Origin of the sequence: Telluribacter roseus (assembly GCF_017355915.2) — a bacterium.
Classification (GTDB): Bacteria; Bacteroidota; Bacteroidia; order Cytophagales; family Spirosomataceae; genus Telluribacter.
Genome location: NZ_JAFEUV020000003.1, coordinates 447,815 through 462,222 on the forward strand (window position 1 = coordinate 447,815; position 14,408 = coordinate 462,222).

Genomic DNA, 14,408 nt, shown 5'->3' on the forward strand with positions numbered 1-14,408 from the left:
CAGCAAAATACAAATTAAACATTTTTGGAGGCATCGACTCCTCTTGAAACCTTTTAAAAGTAGTAGCGCAAAAATATTTAGGGAATTTGGGCATTGTAGTCATCCATACTAACGCGCTGGACGTAAGTATCTTTAAAAATCAACCGGATAAAAGCCATGAAAAAGTTAAATGTACTTGCCTGTGTACCAGGCTCTGCGATGTCAGTGCCAGCTACATAAACGTACCACTATGTATCGGACCAGCTGGATGGTAATGAACTGATGAAACACAGCAATGCCGGTACGGGGGGGCGCAAAGCTAACTGCCCCGGCGGGAGGTACTCTGGCGGCCCGGATAAACGGAGATCGTGATGCTATGGTAATGGACGAGAAGGTCAGGCAGCCAGCGTAAGCATCTGCGATGTGTATCAGTCCAATGGTGTCATTCATTCCATTGATACAGTTTTATTGCCTGGTTAAGCCATGATACATCAGTAGCTATATACTTCACTATACATAGAACGTAAGCTTTATACTATTGGTTACATAAGAAGGGGCCGGGGATAAATCAGGCAACTGCTTATGTATTTTATAAAATTTTGTAAAGTAGGTATAAAGCCTTGTACAAATTTTGTTAGCTTGCCGAAAGGTGAAATTATAACAAAAAGCAACCCTTGGCACCCCCAAAACTAAAATACACCGAAGATGAGCTGGTTGCTTCTCTGAAAAGGAATGAGCAGGCAGCTTTTGAGTATCTGTACGATCATTATTCCGGAGCTCTGTATAATGTGATCTGTAGGATAGTACGTGATAACGAAAAGGCTGAGGATGTGATGCAGGAAGCTTTTTTGAAAATATGGAGAAGTATCTCTTCGTACAATCCTGACAAAGGAAGGCTATTTACCTGGATGCTGAATATAGCTCGCAACACCAGTATAGATGCGGTAAGAGCAGAAGGAAGAAAGCCTGATTTTGATGATATACAGGAGAACCTTGATCGCGCGGATCAACATGCCAGTTATCAGCCCTCCCCATCCACCATGGATCTGAAGTCGCTGGTAGAAAAGCTGAAGCCGGAACGGAAGATTCTTGTTGACCTGGTATATTTTCAGGGCTACACACAGGAAGAAGTATCCGAACAGCTACGTATACCCCTAGGTACGGTAAAGTCACGCATCCGAACAGCGTTACAGGATCTTAAAAATTATTTTTCAGTATGAATATTCAGGCCTACATAGAGTCAGGCATTTTGGAAGAATACGTGTTAGGTGCCGTTTCCTCACAGGAAAAGCAGGAAGTGGAGTGCTTGTCTAAAATATATCCCGAAATAAAAACCGAACTGTTGAAGTTGGAGCAAGCGATGGAAAAATATGCGCTTGAACACCAGACACCTCCACCGGCTCACCTGAAAGGGAAGATATTCGCTCAGATGAAGTTTGGGCCTATTTCCGGACAGGTGGATACGGACGAGGACCAGGGGGCTACCGTAGTACCGATCGGGACCGGGACTACTACAACCAGACCCCTCTGGGCATCGCTGGCCGTGGCGGCGTCGGTACTACTGGCGGTGCTGCTGGGCTGGGCCTTCTATCAGATGTCGGCGTACCGGGCACAAAACGAGAGCCTGACAGCGGAAGTAGAATCGATCAGAAGCGAAGCTGAGTACCAACAGACTCTAGCTAACCTGTACCGCAGCACCGACTACAAAGTGGTGAGGATGGCAGGTGTGGAAAGATCGCCGGAGAGCCATGTGGTGGCCTTCTGGAACCAGGCTACTAACGAAGTACTGCTGGATGTACAGAAACTACCTGCTCCACCCTCTAACCGGCAGTACCAGCTATGGAGTATCGTAAACGGTACCCCGGTGGATATGGGGGTGCTGGACCAGGAATTTGAAGGTAGAATATTGAAAATGAAAGCTACGCAGCCGGGTACGGCGGCCTTTGCCATTACACTCGAGCAGGAGGGCGGAAGCCCTAATCCGACCCTTGAGCAGATGTATGTGATAGGCAACGTGTAGTGCTGATTGGATACAACATAATGTACAGAAAAGCGGAAGGGGGTACCTCTTCCGCTTTTCTGTTATAGATGCTTGTAGGAATAGAGCTTACTGTAACCGTATATGTTTCACAAGTGTACTTACAGGGACGCAATTTGTCAAAATAACACAATAAGCTGCGTATAGCTATTTGAATCATGTACTACTTTTAACGTATACACCCCCGGGTTCAGAAGTGAAACCGGCTCAATAACAGATAACCCGATCACCCCGCTGGAACGGGTCCGGATGGGAAAGGAGTGGCCCTGCTGATTGATCAGTTCGACCTCAAACCCCTCTGCTTCATCAGTGCGTATAAAAACAGGCCCGCTCTGAGCCGGATTCGGAAAGACGGTAAAGAGTAGTGGGGCATCACCCCGGAATATGGCTACCGCCGGGGAGTAGTGTATATGGCCCGTATGGCTCTCGGTCTTGATCCGGTAGTAGGCAGTCTGCTCGTCAGGATCAGGATCTACGAATGAATACAGCCTTGGATTCTGAGAGTCGGGTGCCGAGTTTACCGGCCCTACATCCACGTACGTCTCCCGGTCCAGGCTCTTCTGTACGGTCATGCTGCGGCGCTGGGTGTCAATGGCCATTAGCCAGTACAGCGTTACCTCTGTAGCAGTAGGGTAGGCGGTAAGTCGGCGGATGTACTGCGGCGAGGCGAGCTCCCGGTCTACCAGCAAGACCTCCGACAGGCTCCCCACCAGCCGGGGCTGCTGCATCACCACCCGTAGGTGGTACTTCCGGCCGGTCAGGGTATCGGGCAGGCTCACGTAGAGCGGGCTGTTACTGCCGTATCCCACGGTAGCTACGTAGCTGCCATCTTCGGCCAGAAGCTCAGCCTGTACCCGACTGTCGGTGGGTACACTGCCCTCCACCCGGTAAGAGATCAGAAAGTTACTCCCGGGCGGAGCCGCAGCCGGTACTACTCCCGTATGTATGAAGCCCCGGGGTAGGATGGGAGTCGACTGCTGGAAAAAAAGGTCCGTCAGGCTGCTGTTCCAGGCCTGTGCCACTTCGGTAAGGCCCTGCGTCCCTCTGGTGGCATTTTCGAAATGTCCGTGCTGGGGCCGGGGTACCTGTATGGGGTCCGTATCCGGTCCGGGCCAGACGTTCAGGCCGGGGGTAGTGGCGAGTTGTTTCTGGGCATTGACTACGGGCAGGTACGGAGTACTCAGATTAGTACTTACCGAAGCCAGTGCCACCATCCAGGGTACATTTGCTCCGAAATCCTGGCGCGATTTCCGAATCAGGTACTGCATGTTGTCGTAGTACCGCTCCTGCGCTATTTTGAGGTGAGCCGCGTCATTCTCCCCGTGCGACCACAGTACCGACCTGACCCCCAGCCACGAATGAAAGTAGTTGAGGGTATTGCGGAGGTTGGTGTACGGCTGCTGGTAGGGCCAGTTTTTGCCGACGTAGATATTCAGGGTATTGCGACCATCGGCGGCTTCGCGCCAGTTTTCGGAGTTGGCGGCGGGCCAGGAGGCATTCAGGAACAGAATGGGTACCTGCAGTCGCTTCGTCAGCAGATCGCCCAGCTCGCCCCAGTACCAGGCCGACTCTCCACCAGGATAGATTGCGTTATTGGCGGCTAGCGGAGTAAATACGGGATGCCGCATGGGCTGGTCGGGCGCTTTCAGCAGATAATCCGAATAATCGAGGTACTTGTTGAGGGCGTTGAAGCTGAGTACCTGATCCGAAGCACTCTTGGCTCCCAGATTAGGTAGTCCCATAGCGTTGGAGTTGCCCGCGATCAGAAACACTTCACCTACTCCTACCCGGTTCACCCGTACGGTATCTACCGGCTGATCCTGCATAATTCCGCGTACTTCCAGACGGTACCATCCCCCCTGAGCGGCTAGTGAGCCGGTAAAGCTTCCCTGCTGGGGACGCGTAGCCAGCAGGGTCCAGTCCTCACTAACGGGCAGGCTACCATCCAGAGCCACCAGCCGCGCCTCGACGCGGTCGAAGGGTAGGTAGGCAAAGCCGGACACAGGTACCTTTATGTTCGTTTTGGGATCGCGCTGGAGTACAGTTTGTTCGGCAGGAAAGGTAATGGTCAGCTGGGCCAACAGGCTGTGGCTTAGCAGACAGAACAGAAATACCAGAGGAGTAAAGTTTATCATAGGCCTTCGGGAGGTGCTGTAGGTAATAACTTACATAGCCTCACCTATGTTGTACCACTTACAAACTAATAAAGAGGCCCTACCTGATATGGCTGGTGTACATCAGGTAAGGCATCGGATAAGATTTCTGTATCAATTAGGGTGCCAGCCTTTGATGACCAGGATCACCAGGAAACCTACTACGTAAGCCACCGTAATAAACCATCCCCTGGTAAACCACCGGCTGACCGACCGCGCCTCCGGAAATATATTGGAAATGGCTACCCCCGCCGAAGAACCAAACCAGATCATAGACCCGCCAAAGCCTACCGCGTAGGCTAATATAGCCCAGTCGTAGCCGCCCTGGTCGAGCGCGAGCTTGGTAAGCGGGATGTTATCAAATACCGACGATACAAAGCCCAGTACAAAGGCCGATTGCCACGAAGCCGCCGGAAGCTCATCAATGGGCATCAGCGAGGCGCAGGTCACCAGGGCCAGCAGGAAGATCGTACCCGGCAGGGCGTCCCGGAGCTCGTGCCAGGGCGTCTTCCGGACCAGCGAACCGAGCAGAATGGCTACCCACACTCCCAGCGCCGGAAAGTCAAACAGTATATTGGTAGCAATCGTGAACAGCAGGATCAAACCCACAATGCCCAGCCTGACGTAATCAATAGTTAGTCCCGCTACCGGATCTTTCTGGATAGGCTGGTACCGGTCCTGGACCCGTGAGGCAATAAAGGCAAACGTCAGAAAAGCCGTGATCGCCGCTATATAAGCCGGAAATATCTCCAGGGCCGGTACGCCCGCGATCCACATCATAGTGGTAGTGGTGTCACCTACCACACTGCCTGCCCCACCGGCGTTACTGGCGGCTACAATGGCGGCCAGGTACCCTATATGTACTTTATTCTTGAAGACGACCAGTGCCACGGTACCTCCGATCATGGCGGCGGCTATATTGTCCAGAAACGACGACATTACAAAGATCAGCACCAGCAGTACGAAGCCTCCCTTCCAGTCGTCGGGCAGGTACCTGGGCAGGTAGTCCGGAACACCCGAGCTCTCGAAGTGCTTGGCCAAAATGGCGAAGCCCAGCAGCAGGCCAAACAGGTTCAGTAGTATGGCCCACTCGCCGCCCCGTAGGTGTTTATCAAAGAGCTGCTCCGCGAGGGGCCGGGTACCCAGGAAGTGCTCCTCCCAGTGGTAGGTGGGGTCAAATACCAGCTTAAAGATGATGATGCTGAGCAGACCCAGCAGGGCTACCCGAAGGGTATGGTGGTGAAAGAGCGCTACGCATAGCAGCGTCAGCCCGAACAGAATAAATTCTATCCGGATGTGCAGGAATGAAGGAGGGACCATGGAGAGTATGTGCGGTTGAAAATGGTACTACAAGTACAATAGTTTTTGTCTGATTTTCAATAGCTTCTCCTCCTGTAAAAAAATAAAAAACGGCAGGCTTTCGGGAGTACAGATCTGTACTCCCGAAAGCCTGCCATAACTTTATAGAGAGGTATACTACCAGCGATCCAGCCCCAGTAGTTTCCGGCCCAGCGGGCTCAGTTCAGCGGTTGGGTACCTGGTCTTTTCCCAGCCGCGCGGGTCGCCGGGGAAGGCGTAGCCCTCGGGAGCTACGCGGTCACGCCAGGAGGTGATACGCCACTGCCGCAGGGACTCGTTGTCTTCCTGCGCCGGCATCATGGATATGTATTGGGCTATGCGTACCTTGTCTTTGCTGCGGTTAGGTCGGATGCCGTGTGGCTCGGTGCTGTTGAAGATGAGCAGGTCACCCGCTTCCAGGGGTACCTTCACGATCTCGAAGCCCGTCACATCCGGCTGAAAGTGGTTACGGTCTTCGGGCTGGGTCAGCTTCCAGGTATCGTAAGTACGGTACAGCTCCGGCACGCACTGGAAGCCTCCCATGTCGGGGTCGGTCTGGTCGGCCAGGGCCAGTACCCCCTGTACGTTCTGAGGCTTGGTCTCGGGATCGTAGTCCCAGTGGATAAAGCCCTTGAACTCGTGCCCAGGGCGCATGGGCATGTTCAGGTTAGCGCGGTCAATGGTCACCCACAGTTTCTCGGTACCCCATATATCCACAAAGGCATCGTACACGCGCTGCATCTGCCGGTTGTCCCATAGGTATTGGTGGTTGTACACTTCCACCATACCGCTGCCGGTCAGCTCTTTCATCTTCATTTCGGCGCGGGGCGGCGCGTACCAGGTTTCAGGATCGTTCGGGTCTTTCTCCTCAAACTCCCACAGGAAACCAGCCAGCCGCTCGGCCTGCTCGCGGGGGACGGCGTTCTTGATGACGATGTAGCCGTTATGTACCCAGAACTGCCAGTCCTCTTCCGATAAGACCCGAAGGGGGACACCATTGGAACGGTCGTTGAGTTTGATAGGGCTGCTGATGGCCGTGGAGGGATTGCCGGGGATGTCGGTGTGGGCATTGTCAGGTACCATGGTAGGGGCCATACCGGTAGCCATCGTCATTGTTTCTTCTGCTTTCATACCTAAAAGATTAAGGGGTTGTTTTTATTCAAAGGTACCTGATCCCCCCGTCCCGGCTCTACTCCAATACTTACCCGTTTTTGTTCTATATTGATATTTTTTATAATATAGCAGAGATGATAGGTGCAGAATAGTGAAATTTTCGATTTTCGAATGCAGAATGTCGATTTGTTAATGCAGTATACCCCGCTCGCCCCGATTTGCAATCGGGGCGGACTCAATTAGCGTTTAAAACGCTATAAGATTCAACTCCCGATTGCAAATCGGGGTTAGCAAAGGAAATTTTAAGCTTAAAAGGCGCGCCCGTTCTTTTTGCTTCTTTTGCTCGCCCTGATTTGCAATCAGGCGCGGCCCGGCGAGGGCGTCGTCAAATCGCGTTTTAAACGCTATCCGATTCATACCCAACTGAGATCGTACCGAATAAAAATCGGGGTTAGCAGAGGCGAATTGGGTCAAATCGCGTTTTAAACGCTATTTAATCCAACCCCGATTACAAATCGGGGTTAGCGAGGTGGGAAGATCTCTATAATATCATTAGAACACTTATGAAAGTACAGCTCGAAGAAGTACTGCCCGATCAGGACCGGTCGTTTCGGCTCTTGCTGACACCACGGCTCAATGACCAGTTTTATTGGCACTTCCACCCCGAGTACGAGATCGTGTACGTCGAGGGGGCCAGCGGCACGCGTCATATCGGCAGCCACATCTCCCGCTATCAGGGCAGCGACCTGGTGTTTATGGGGCCCAACATCCCGCACCTCAATTTCGACTATGGCGTCCGCACCGATTGCGAGCAGGTGATCGTGCAGATGAAGAATGATTTTCTAGGAAAAGATTTTCTGGCGGCGCCCGAGCTATCGGCCGTACACCGGCTCTTCAACCAGGCCCGGCACGGGCTATCGTTCCATGGTACTGCCAAGCAGCAGGCCGGAGAGCGTCTGAAGGCACTCGTGACTCTGCCTCCTTTCGAACAGCTCATCGAGCTGCTGCGGGTATTTCAGCTACTGGCCACTACCGAAGAGGTAACCTTGCTGAACACGCAGCCGGTGGAGTACAACTACAACCTCAAGGAACAGCAGCGCATGAAGCTTCTGTACCACTACGTGGAGGAGCACTACCGGCGCCGTATTGACATAGCCGAAGTAGCAGCGCTTACCAACCTGAGCGAGGCAGCCTTCTGCCGGTATTTCAAAAGGTTGACCCGCATGACCTTTACGGAGTTCCTGAACCAGTACCGCATCCATCAGGCCAAGCAACTCCTGCTCCTCGACCACAACGTCACCGAAGCCTGCTATGAAAGCGGCTTTGAGAGCCTGTCCTACTTTAATAAAACGTTCAAGAAGATAGCCGGTGAAAATCCGCTACAGTTCAAGAAGCGGCATCTGATCTGAGTATTGAGATGTACGTTAGGCTAGCAGTTCATGGATGACACGCCCATGTACATCGGTCAGGCGGTACCTGCGTCCCTGGCTTTTGTAGGTGAATTTTTCGTGATCAATCCCCATCAGGTGCAGCAGGGTGGCCTGAAAGTCATGTACATGCACGGGATCTCTGACCACGTTGTGCGCAAAATCATCCGTTTCGCCATAAATAAGTCCCGGTTTGATACCTCCGCCTGCCATCCACATGGTAAAGGCACCGGGATGGTGGTCACGGCCGAAGGCTTCCGGAGTAAGCTTACCCTGGCAAAAGCTCGTACGGCCAAACTCCCCTCCCCACACCACCAGCGTATCGTCCAACAGGCCCCGCTGCTTCAAGTCCTGCACCAGCGCCGCCGAGGGTTGGTCGGTTTGTTGGGTAGCGCGTCGGATGCCACTGGACAGGCTGCCATGGTGGTCCCAGCCCAGGTGGTACAACTGAACGAAACGGACGTCCTTTTCGGCCAGCCGCCGCGCCAGCAGGCAGTTGTAGGCAAAGGTGCCGGGTATTTTTACATCCGGTCCGTACATATCCAGCACATGCTGTGGCTCGTCAGAAATATCGGTCACACCCGGTACGGCTGTTTGCATCCGGAAGGCCATCTCGTACTGGTTGAGGCGTGAATCTACCTCCGGATCATGCCAGGTCTCATTCTGCAGTAGGTTCAGCTCTTTGATATAGTCCAGGGCCCGGCGACGGTCTACCCGATCAACACCAGCCGAAGAGGACAGGTACAGGACCGGATCTTTGCCCGACATAAACTGTACCCCCTGGTGGTGCGAAGGCAGAAAGCCGTTGCTCCAGGCGGCAGAGCTGATAGGCTGGTCACCACCACCTTTGGAGAGCATGACGATAAATGAAGGCAGGTTTTCGTTGAGGCTACCCAGACCGTAGCTCAGCCACGACCCGATACAAGGGCGTCCGCTCAATTGGTTGCCCGTCTGCATGAATACCATGGCGGGCTCGTGGTTGATCTGCTCCGTGTACATAGATTTCACCAGACAGAGGTCATCCACTACATTGCCGGTATAGGGGAGTAGGTCGCTTACATAGGTACCATTGGAGCCCCGGCGGCTGAAGGTGGCAGCAGGTTGGGCCAGCGGAAAGCTGTACTGGTTAGTAACCATGCCCGAAATACGATTGGTGCCCATGACCGAAGGGGGGATCTCCTGCCCGTGCATCTGGGTGAGCCTGGGCTTGTACTCAAACAGCTCCATCTGCGAGGGACCACCACTCTGGAAAAGAAAAATGACCCGCTTCGCCTTAGGCGCAAAGTGTGGGTTGCCCAGGGGCTGATTTTCTTCCGGAGCCTGGACAGTACCGGGGGGATCATCAGCCTTGGCTTTGTCATTCCGACAGCCCATCAGGGAGCCAAGGGCAATGCTGCCGAGGCCCAATACACTGCCCCGCAGGAAGTCGCGCCGTTGCTGGTTAAGCAGGTGTTGCTGTATCTCGTCCATAGCTATTTTCGGGTCATGTACTCATCCGTATTCATAATGGCGGCGGCTACCCGCGCCAGGGCGACGGTCTCGGTCGTTGCGTAAGGGTCAGGTACCCTTTCGTAGCCTACTGCCAATTCCTGACGTACCTTTTGTGGATTCTTGCTCAGTACCTTGTACTCCGCCTGGTACATCCGGTTTAGTACCTGTAGTTCTCTGGCATTAGGTACGCGTCCTGTCAGCAGGCGGTAGCCGTGGCGCAGGCGCTCATCCAGTGCGGGGCTGCATTCCTGCTGCATCCGCAGCGCTACGAACCGTGCGGCCTCCACAAACTGGGGATCATTCAGCAGTACCAGCGCCTGTAGGGGCGAACTGGAACGCACACGCTTGACGGTACAGAAGTTGCGGTCGGGGGCGTCAAAAATGAGCATGGAGGGCGGAGCTGACGTACGCTTCCATACCGTATAAATACTGCGCCGGTATAATCCTTCACCCGGTGCTTCCAGGTACTGATACCGCCAGGCCTTGTCACTTAGCTCGTCCCAAAGGCCGGCGGGTTGATAAGGATAGACGCTTTTGCCCCCAATCTTTGATACCAGTAGTCCACTCGCTGCGAGCGCCTGGTCGCGGATCATCTCGGCGGGCATCCTGAATCGCGAAGCTCTGGACAGCCACTTGTTCTGAGGATCTTTGGCCAGGTGTTCGGGCGTAATGCGGGAGCTCTGCCGGTACGTAGCTGACATAAGGATAATTTTCTGGAGTGCCTTTATATCCCAGGCAGAGGCGGTGCCCGACCCTTTCTGAAAGCGGAGGGCCAGGTAATCCAGCAGTTCGGGATGGGAGGGAAGCTCGCCCTGATTTCCGAAATCATCGGTAGTATTGACCAGTCCCCTACCAAAGTAAAACTCCCAGAACCGGTTTACGGCTACGCGGGCGGTGAGCGGGTGCTCCGGCAGGAAGAGCCACTGCGCCAGTCCAAGCCGGTTTTGAGGTAACTCTTTCGGAAAAGGCAGGAGGGGGGCTGGGGTAGTTGGCTGCACGGGCTCACCGTAGCTGTCGTACACGCCACGCTTGAGTACATGGGTAGATTGTGGCTGGGGTAAGTCGCCCATCACCATGACTTCGGGAATGGAATCTAATTCAGTAGCCAGCTCTTTTCTTAATACCAGCAGGGGTGTTTCGCGACTGACGGCTAACTTCTTTCTCTGCGCCGGAGGGAGTGGTTTAACCTTATTCTTAGCAAACAGGTACTCAACTTCCTGTGCCGTCAGCTCCCCGTCAAACAGCATGAATTCATCCAGTTCGCCACCGGGCAGGGAGCGGTCCAGCTCACGGTAGCCCATCCGCAGGCCGTTGAACCGGCTCGACTTCTGGACGTGGGGCGTCTGACGGATATTCTTGACCAGGTGGTCGTATTCCGTTGTTGTTTTTACTTTCTGCCCATTCAGGTACAGACGCATACCCGCAGCCCTACTTGACCCGTCGTAGCTGGCGGCTACGTGGTACCACCGGCCCGGTTGCAGGGCGGTCGTACTTACTACACTGATGGCGTCGTGCGGGAAAGCGTGCATGAGCCGGAAGTTCAGCTTGTTGTCTTTCAGGATCATGTCGTACCCCTGGTTGCCGTAGCGCCAGGTATCACAGTGGTAGAAGAGTGTAGCTTTATCGTACTGCTGAGGTACCTTCACCCAAAACGATACCGCAAAAGGCTCGTACCGCTCAAAGTACCCCACCTGGTAGGGGGGCAGGTTCAGGCGGGTTTCGGCGTTCAGCTTAAGGGACTTTCCCACTACCCCGGCACCGGTTTCGGTAGAGCTCGCTTCGGCCGGAATGGCCGGATCGGCCACATTAGTAAACTGCTGTACTTCTTTGGTTTTGCCGTCCTTCGTGATCTTTTTCTCTACCAACTGGTCAAATGGGAGGTAGGCCACCAGCTTCTGCGCAAGGCTAACTTCTGCCTTTCCGGCTACTGGGTTAGGAGTTGTGGGTAGACCCTTTTCTTCCTTAGCTATCAGGGCTTTTAATTGCACTATTTTGCGGTCGTTCTCAGGCCTGGTAAGTAGCAGGGTAGGGCCGGGTACTATATCCGGGCCGCCGTAGTTGTGACTACCGCTCTCGAAAGTACTGTTAAAAAACGCAAACAGGGAGTAGTAGTCCTTCTGGCTGATGGGGTCATACTTATGGTCGTGGCAGCGGGCACATTCTACCGTCATACCCAGAAAGGCTTTGCCAAGCGTGTTGGTTCGATCCGTAACGTACTCTACCCGGTATTCTTCCTCAATGATTCCCGCCTCGGCATTCTGCTTATGATTGCGATTAAAACCCGTCGCCAGTACCTGTTCCTGCGTCGCATTGGGCAGTAGGTCGCCCGCCAGTTGCCAGGTTACGAACTTTTCAAAAGAAAGATTACGGTTGAAGGCCGAGATCACCCAGTCGCGCCAGGGCGACATATCACGGTGCTTATCGTCGAGGTAGCCGTGGCTATCGGCAAAGCGGGCTACATCCAGCCAGTAAGCGGCCATGCGCTCGCCGTAGTGGGGGGAGGCCAGGTAGCGGTCCACCATATGCTCGTAAGCATTAGGGGAGCGGTCCCGGACAAAGGCATCAATATCTTTAATAGTAGGGGGGAGTCCGGTCAGGTCAAAGCTTACGCGGCGGATGAGCGTTTCCCGATCCGCTTCGGGCGAAGGAGCTAAGCCTTCCTTTTCCAGCCGGCCCAGTACAAAGTAGTCTATTTCATTTTTGGGCCACTCCTCATTTTTTACTTCTGGAAGCTTCGGCTCTTGGGGAGCCACAAAGGCCCAATGGGGCTTGTACTCGGCCCCCTGCTCAATCCATCTGATCAGGGTAGCTTTTTCGGTGGGGGTAAGGGAGAGGTGTGACTCGGGCGAGGGCATCACCAGTTCCGGATCATTAGTTAAGATCCGGTGTACCAGCTCACTGCGGCTGGCTTTGCCCGGGCTGATGGCTCTCCGGCCCGCTTCAGACTCTTTCCTGTAGGCGAATTGGGCCTCATCCAGGCGCAGGTCCGCTTTCTGCTTTTTCTGATCCGGGCCGTGGCAGGCAAAGCACTTGTCAGACAGGATAGGCTTCACGTGCAGATTGTAATCTACTTCATCAGGCACCTGGGCCATAGCCAGCTCTACCTCTTCCGGAAGTTCCAGTGTGGAGCAGGAAGCCATACATACGGCTATACTAATACTAAATAAGGCACGTAACAGCATATATTAGATATTAGTCATCCGGTACAACCGCATGAGGTCGTCCAGCCTAACCTGATAATCAAATTCCGGTGCTACTTAGCCTTCTGCTTATGCGGGCATACAGGCTCTGTTCCATAATGTTGACTAAAAGAGTAGGATGTTAAAGAAAAACACCTGCGCAGCTATATCTACTCGTATATAACCTTGAACGATGTGGGAGGTAAGGCTGAAATGTGGTGGCTGTTATTTCTTAGTATTAGACCTTTCTTGTAAGTTTTAATAACCTTTTAATTCACTTCTAAGCTTCTTCTAATGCCCATTACTGAACTTTGCGGTTACACTCCATTGTAGTAGTACCGGTACTAATATAATGACTAGTATGTGCGTGAAGATGAAAAGTAGAGTTGAATTGATGAGAGTGATGATCCTGAGTCTGATGTTCCTCCTGGTAGGTGGACCAGGCATTCCGGCCAGTAATGCCGGAGCAGTATCTGACAATCTGGTAGGAGTATGGTACTTTCCGTATAAGAAAGCCTATATCGAGATAAGTAAGGGGTCTTCCTCCCAGTATACAGGTCGTATAATCGGTGTAACCGAAAAGAGCTATATTCCTTACCTCAATCAGGTGGTTATAGATGGGTTGCAGTATCAGAAGGGTAACTGGCAAGGTACTTTTGTGCACCCTACCCAGCGTACGCGCTTTGATCTGTCGATGAATATGGCTGGTAGTGGTCAGATAGAAGCCCTGATTTATAAAGGACACCGCCTGATTGGCAAGACCTTTGATATGCATCGCCGGGAGCTTCCGGGCAATGTCTATATGAGCAGCCACTAATCCCGATAGAAATAGCCCGTAGGGCTGAATGATTATAAATACGTAGTATACCCTCCTCTTGATACATAAGTGCACCCCCGGGACAGACATGTTTTTGGGGTGTTTTTTTGTAATGTAGCTCTGGATGAATGAATATAGGCGCCACTTGTCTTTTGCTGTTGTTGTTCCTGCTCCTGCACTTTTGTGAAGCAGTGGCAGAAGTACCTGACTCGACCGTACGATGGGTGTTTCATCTGGACACCCGCAGTTCTTTTATTGACAAGCGGCGGGTCAATGTATGGGGAGCCAATGCCGGCATGGCCTGGGGAAAGCGGCGGCATGAGGTGACGCTGGGGTACTACTGGCTGGGCTACCAGGCGGCCAGGCGGCTTATCGAACTGGACAAGGATCGTTCCATCCGCATCCACCCCGACTATTATACCAAGACTGATCTGCACTACCTAAGCCTGATGCACTGGCACAACTTTGTCAACACCCGGCGCTGGCAGCTAAGTTTGCCGGTTGAGGTCGGGCTGGGACGGGCCCGCTCCTTCAGGCAGCCTCTGACCGCGGTACCCATCGAGGAGGCAAGTCGTCGCTACCTGTTTGTGCCGGTACAGGCGGGAGGCTACGTGGAGTGGAAGGCTACCCGCTGGATGGGGCTAGGCGTGCAGGCAGGCTACCGGTGGGCCGTGTACGATAGCCACCTTAAGGAGAATTATAACGGATCTTACTACTCCGTAGGTACGGTGTTCTACTCCACCTTATTTTATGAGATGCGGGATTTCATTTTCAGGAAAAAACCACTGCGCTCCCCCTTTCACACCAGGAAGAGCACTGCTCCCGCAGAGCCCCTGCCGTACGAGTAAACAGGCCGCAACAGCATCAGGTAAA

At 53.4% G+C, this 14,408-nt stretch carries 12 protein-coding genes; 6 read left to right on the top strand and 6 right to left on the bottom strand.

Going from position 1 to position 14,408, the window contains the following annotated elements; all coding sequences use genetic code 11:
* Positions 1-201: 201 nt before the first annotated feature.
* A complete protein-coding gene (locus JTN23_RS08005) occupies positions 202-429 on the bottom strand; it encodes a hypothetical protein (protein WP_247233672.1) in 228 nt (75 codons plus the stop codon).
* Here JTN23_RS08005 and JTN23_RS25985 point away from each other — a divergent pair.
* From JTN23_RS25985 to JTN23_RS08015, 3 genes are all read left to right on the top strand, one after another.
* Positions 403-459 (top strand): hypothetical protein, encoded by a 57-nt coding sequence (locus JTN23_RS25985; RefSeq protein WP_409049440.1) that lies wholly within the window; start codon positions 403-405, stop codon positions 457-459. The two genes, JTN23_RS08005 and JTN23_RS25985, sit on opposite strands and share 27 nt — an antisense overlap.
* A gap of 194 nt (positions 460-653) precedes the next feature.
* Positions 654-1,199, top strand: a complete 546-nt coding sequence (locus tag JTN23_RS08010; protein WP_247233674.1) for an RNA polymerase sigma factor — start codon at positions 654-656, stop codon at positions 1,197-1,199.
* Positions 1,196-1,999 (top strand): anti-sigma factor, encoded by an 804-nt coding sequence (locus JTN23_RS08015; protein WP_247233676.1) that lies wholly within the window; start codon positions 1,196-1,198, stop codon positions 1,997-1,999. The genes JTN23_RS08010 and JTN23_RS08015 overlap by 4 nt, the downstream gene beginning before the upstream one ends.
* 137 nt (positions 2,000-2,136) lie before the next feature.
* Here JTN23_RS08015 and JTN23_RS08020 read toward each other — a convergent pair whose 3' ends face one another.
* The 3 genes from JTN23_RS08020 to JTN23_RS08030 all read right to left on the bottom strand — a co-directional run bounded on the left by JTN23_RS08020 (position 2,137) and on the right by JTN23_RS08030 (position 6,639).
* Positions 2,137-4,152 carry a sialate O-acetylesterase gene (locus JTN23_RS08020; protein WP_247233678.1) on the bottom strand — a complete coding sequence of 672 codons (2,016 nt, stop codon included), beginning with the start codon at positions 4,150-4,152 and terminating at the stop codon, positions 2,137-2,139.
* A gap of 132 nt (positions 4,153-4,284) precedes the next feature.
* A complete protein-coding gene (locus JTN23_RS08025) occupies positions 4,285-5,490 on the bottom strand; it encodes an SLC13 family permease (protein WP_247233680.1) in 1,206 nt (401 codons plus the stop codon).
* 156 nt (positions 5,491-5,646) lie between these two features.
* Positions 5,647-6,639, bottom strand: a complete 993-nt coding sequence (locus JTN23_RS08030; protein WP_247233682.1) for a phytanoyl-CoA dioxygenase family protein — start codon at positions 6,637-6,639, stop codon at positions 5,647-5,649.
* Between the two features lie 545 nt (positions 6,640-7,184).
* Here JTN23_RS08030 and JTN23_RS08035 point away from each other — a divergent pair.
* A complete protein-coding gene (locus tag JTN23_RS08035; RefSeq protein ID WP_247233684.1) occupies positions 7,185-8,030 on the top strand; it encodes a helix-turn-helix transcriptional regulator in 846 nt (281 codons plus the stop codon).
* A gap of 15 nt (positions 8,031-8,045) precedes the next feature.
* Here the strand turns inward: JTN23_RS08035 and JTN23_RS08040 are convergent, their stop codons facing one another.
* Complete coding sequence (locus tag JTN23_RS08040; protein WP_247233685.1) at positions 8,046-9,518, bottom strand: DUF1501 domain-containing protein; 1,473 nt, start codon at positions 9,516-9,518, stop codon at positions 8,046-8,048.
* Between the two features lie 2 nt (positions 9,519-9,520).
* Positions 9,521-12,679, bottom strand: coding sequence for a DUF1553 domain-containing protein (locus JTN23_RS08045; protein ID WP_247233687.1), 3,159 nt, complete (start codon positions 12,677-12,679; stop codon positions 9,521-9,523).
* Positions 12,680-13,091: 412 nt separating this feature from the next.
* Between JTN23_RS08045 and JTN23_RS08050 the strand changes: the two genes are divergently transcribed.
* Entirely contained in the window at positions 13,092-13,535 is a 444-nt protein-coding gene (locus JTN23_RS08050; protein ID WP_247233689.1) for a DUF2147 domain-containing protein, read from the top strand.
* Positions 13,536-13,663: 128 nt separating this feature from the next.
* Positions 13,664-14,383, top strand: a complete 720-nt coding sequence (locus tag JTN23_RS08055; protein WP_247233691.1) for a hypothetical protein — start codon at positions 13,664-13,666, stop codon at positions 14,381-14,383.
* Positions 14,384-14,408: the final 25 nt, after the last annotated feature.

Coding starts and splice junctions, on each gene's coding strand:
- JTN23_RS08005 (WP_247233672.1), bottom strand. CDS start 429: ATGAATGACACCATTGGACTGATACACATCGCAGATGCTTACGCTGGC.
- JTN23_RS08015 (WP_247233676.1), top strand. CDS start 1,196: ATGAATATTCAGGCCTACATAGAGTCAGGCATTTTGGAAGAATACGTG.
- JTN23_RS08020 (WP_247233678.1), bottom strand. CDS start 4,152: ATGATAAACTTTACTCCTCTGGTATTTCTGTTCTGTCTGCTAAGCCAC.
- JTN23_RS08025 (WP_247233680.1), bottom strand. CDS start 5,490: ATGGTCCCTCCTTCATTCCTGCACATCCGGATAGAATTTATTCTGTTC.
- JTN23_RS08030 (WP_247233682.1), bottom strand. CDS start 6,639: ATGAAAGCAGAAGAAACAATGACGATGGCTACCGGTATGGCCCCTACC.
- JTN23_RS08035 (WP_247233684.1), top strand. CDS start 7,185: ATGAAAGTACAGCTCGAAGAAGTACTGCCCGATCAGGACCGGTCGTTT.
- JTN23_RS08040 (WP_247233685.1), bottom strand. CDS start 9,518: ATGGACGAGATACAGCAACACCTGCTTAACCAGCAACGGCGCGACTTC.
- JTN23_RS08045 (WP_247233687.1), bottom strand. CDS start 12,679: ATGGCTTCCTGCTCCACACTGGAACTTCCGGAAGAGGTAGAGCTGGCT.
- JTN23_RS08050 (WP_247233689.1), top strand. CDS start 13,092: ATGAAAAGTAGAGTTGAATTGATGAGAGTGATGATCCTGAGTCTGATG.
- JTN23_RS08055 (WP_247233691.1), top strand. CDS start 13,664: ATGAATATAGGCGCCACTTGTCTTTTGCTGTTGTTGTTCCTGCTCCTG.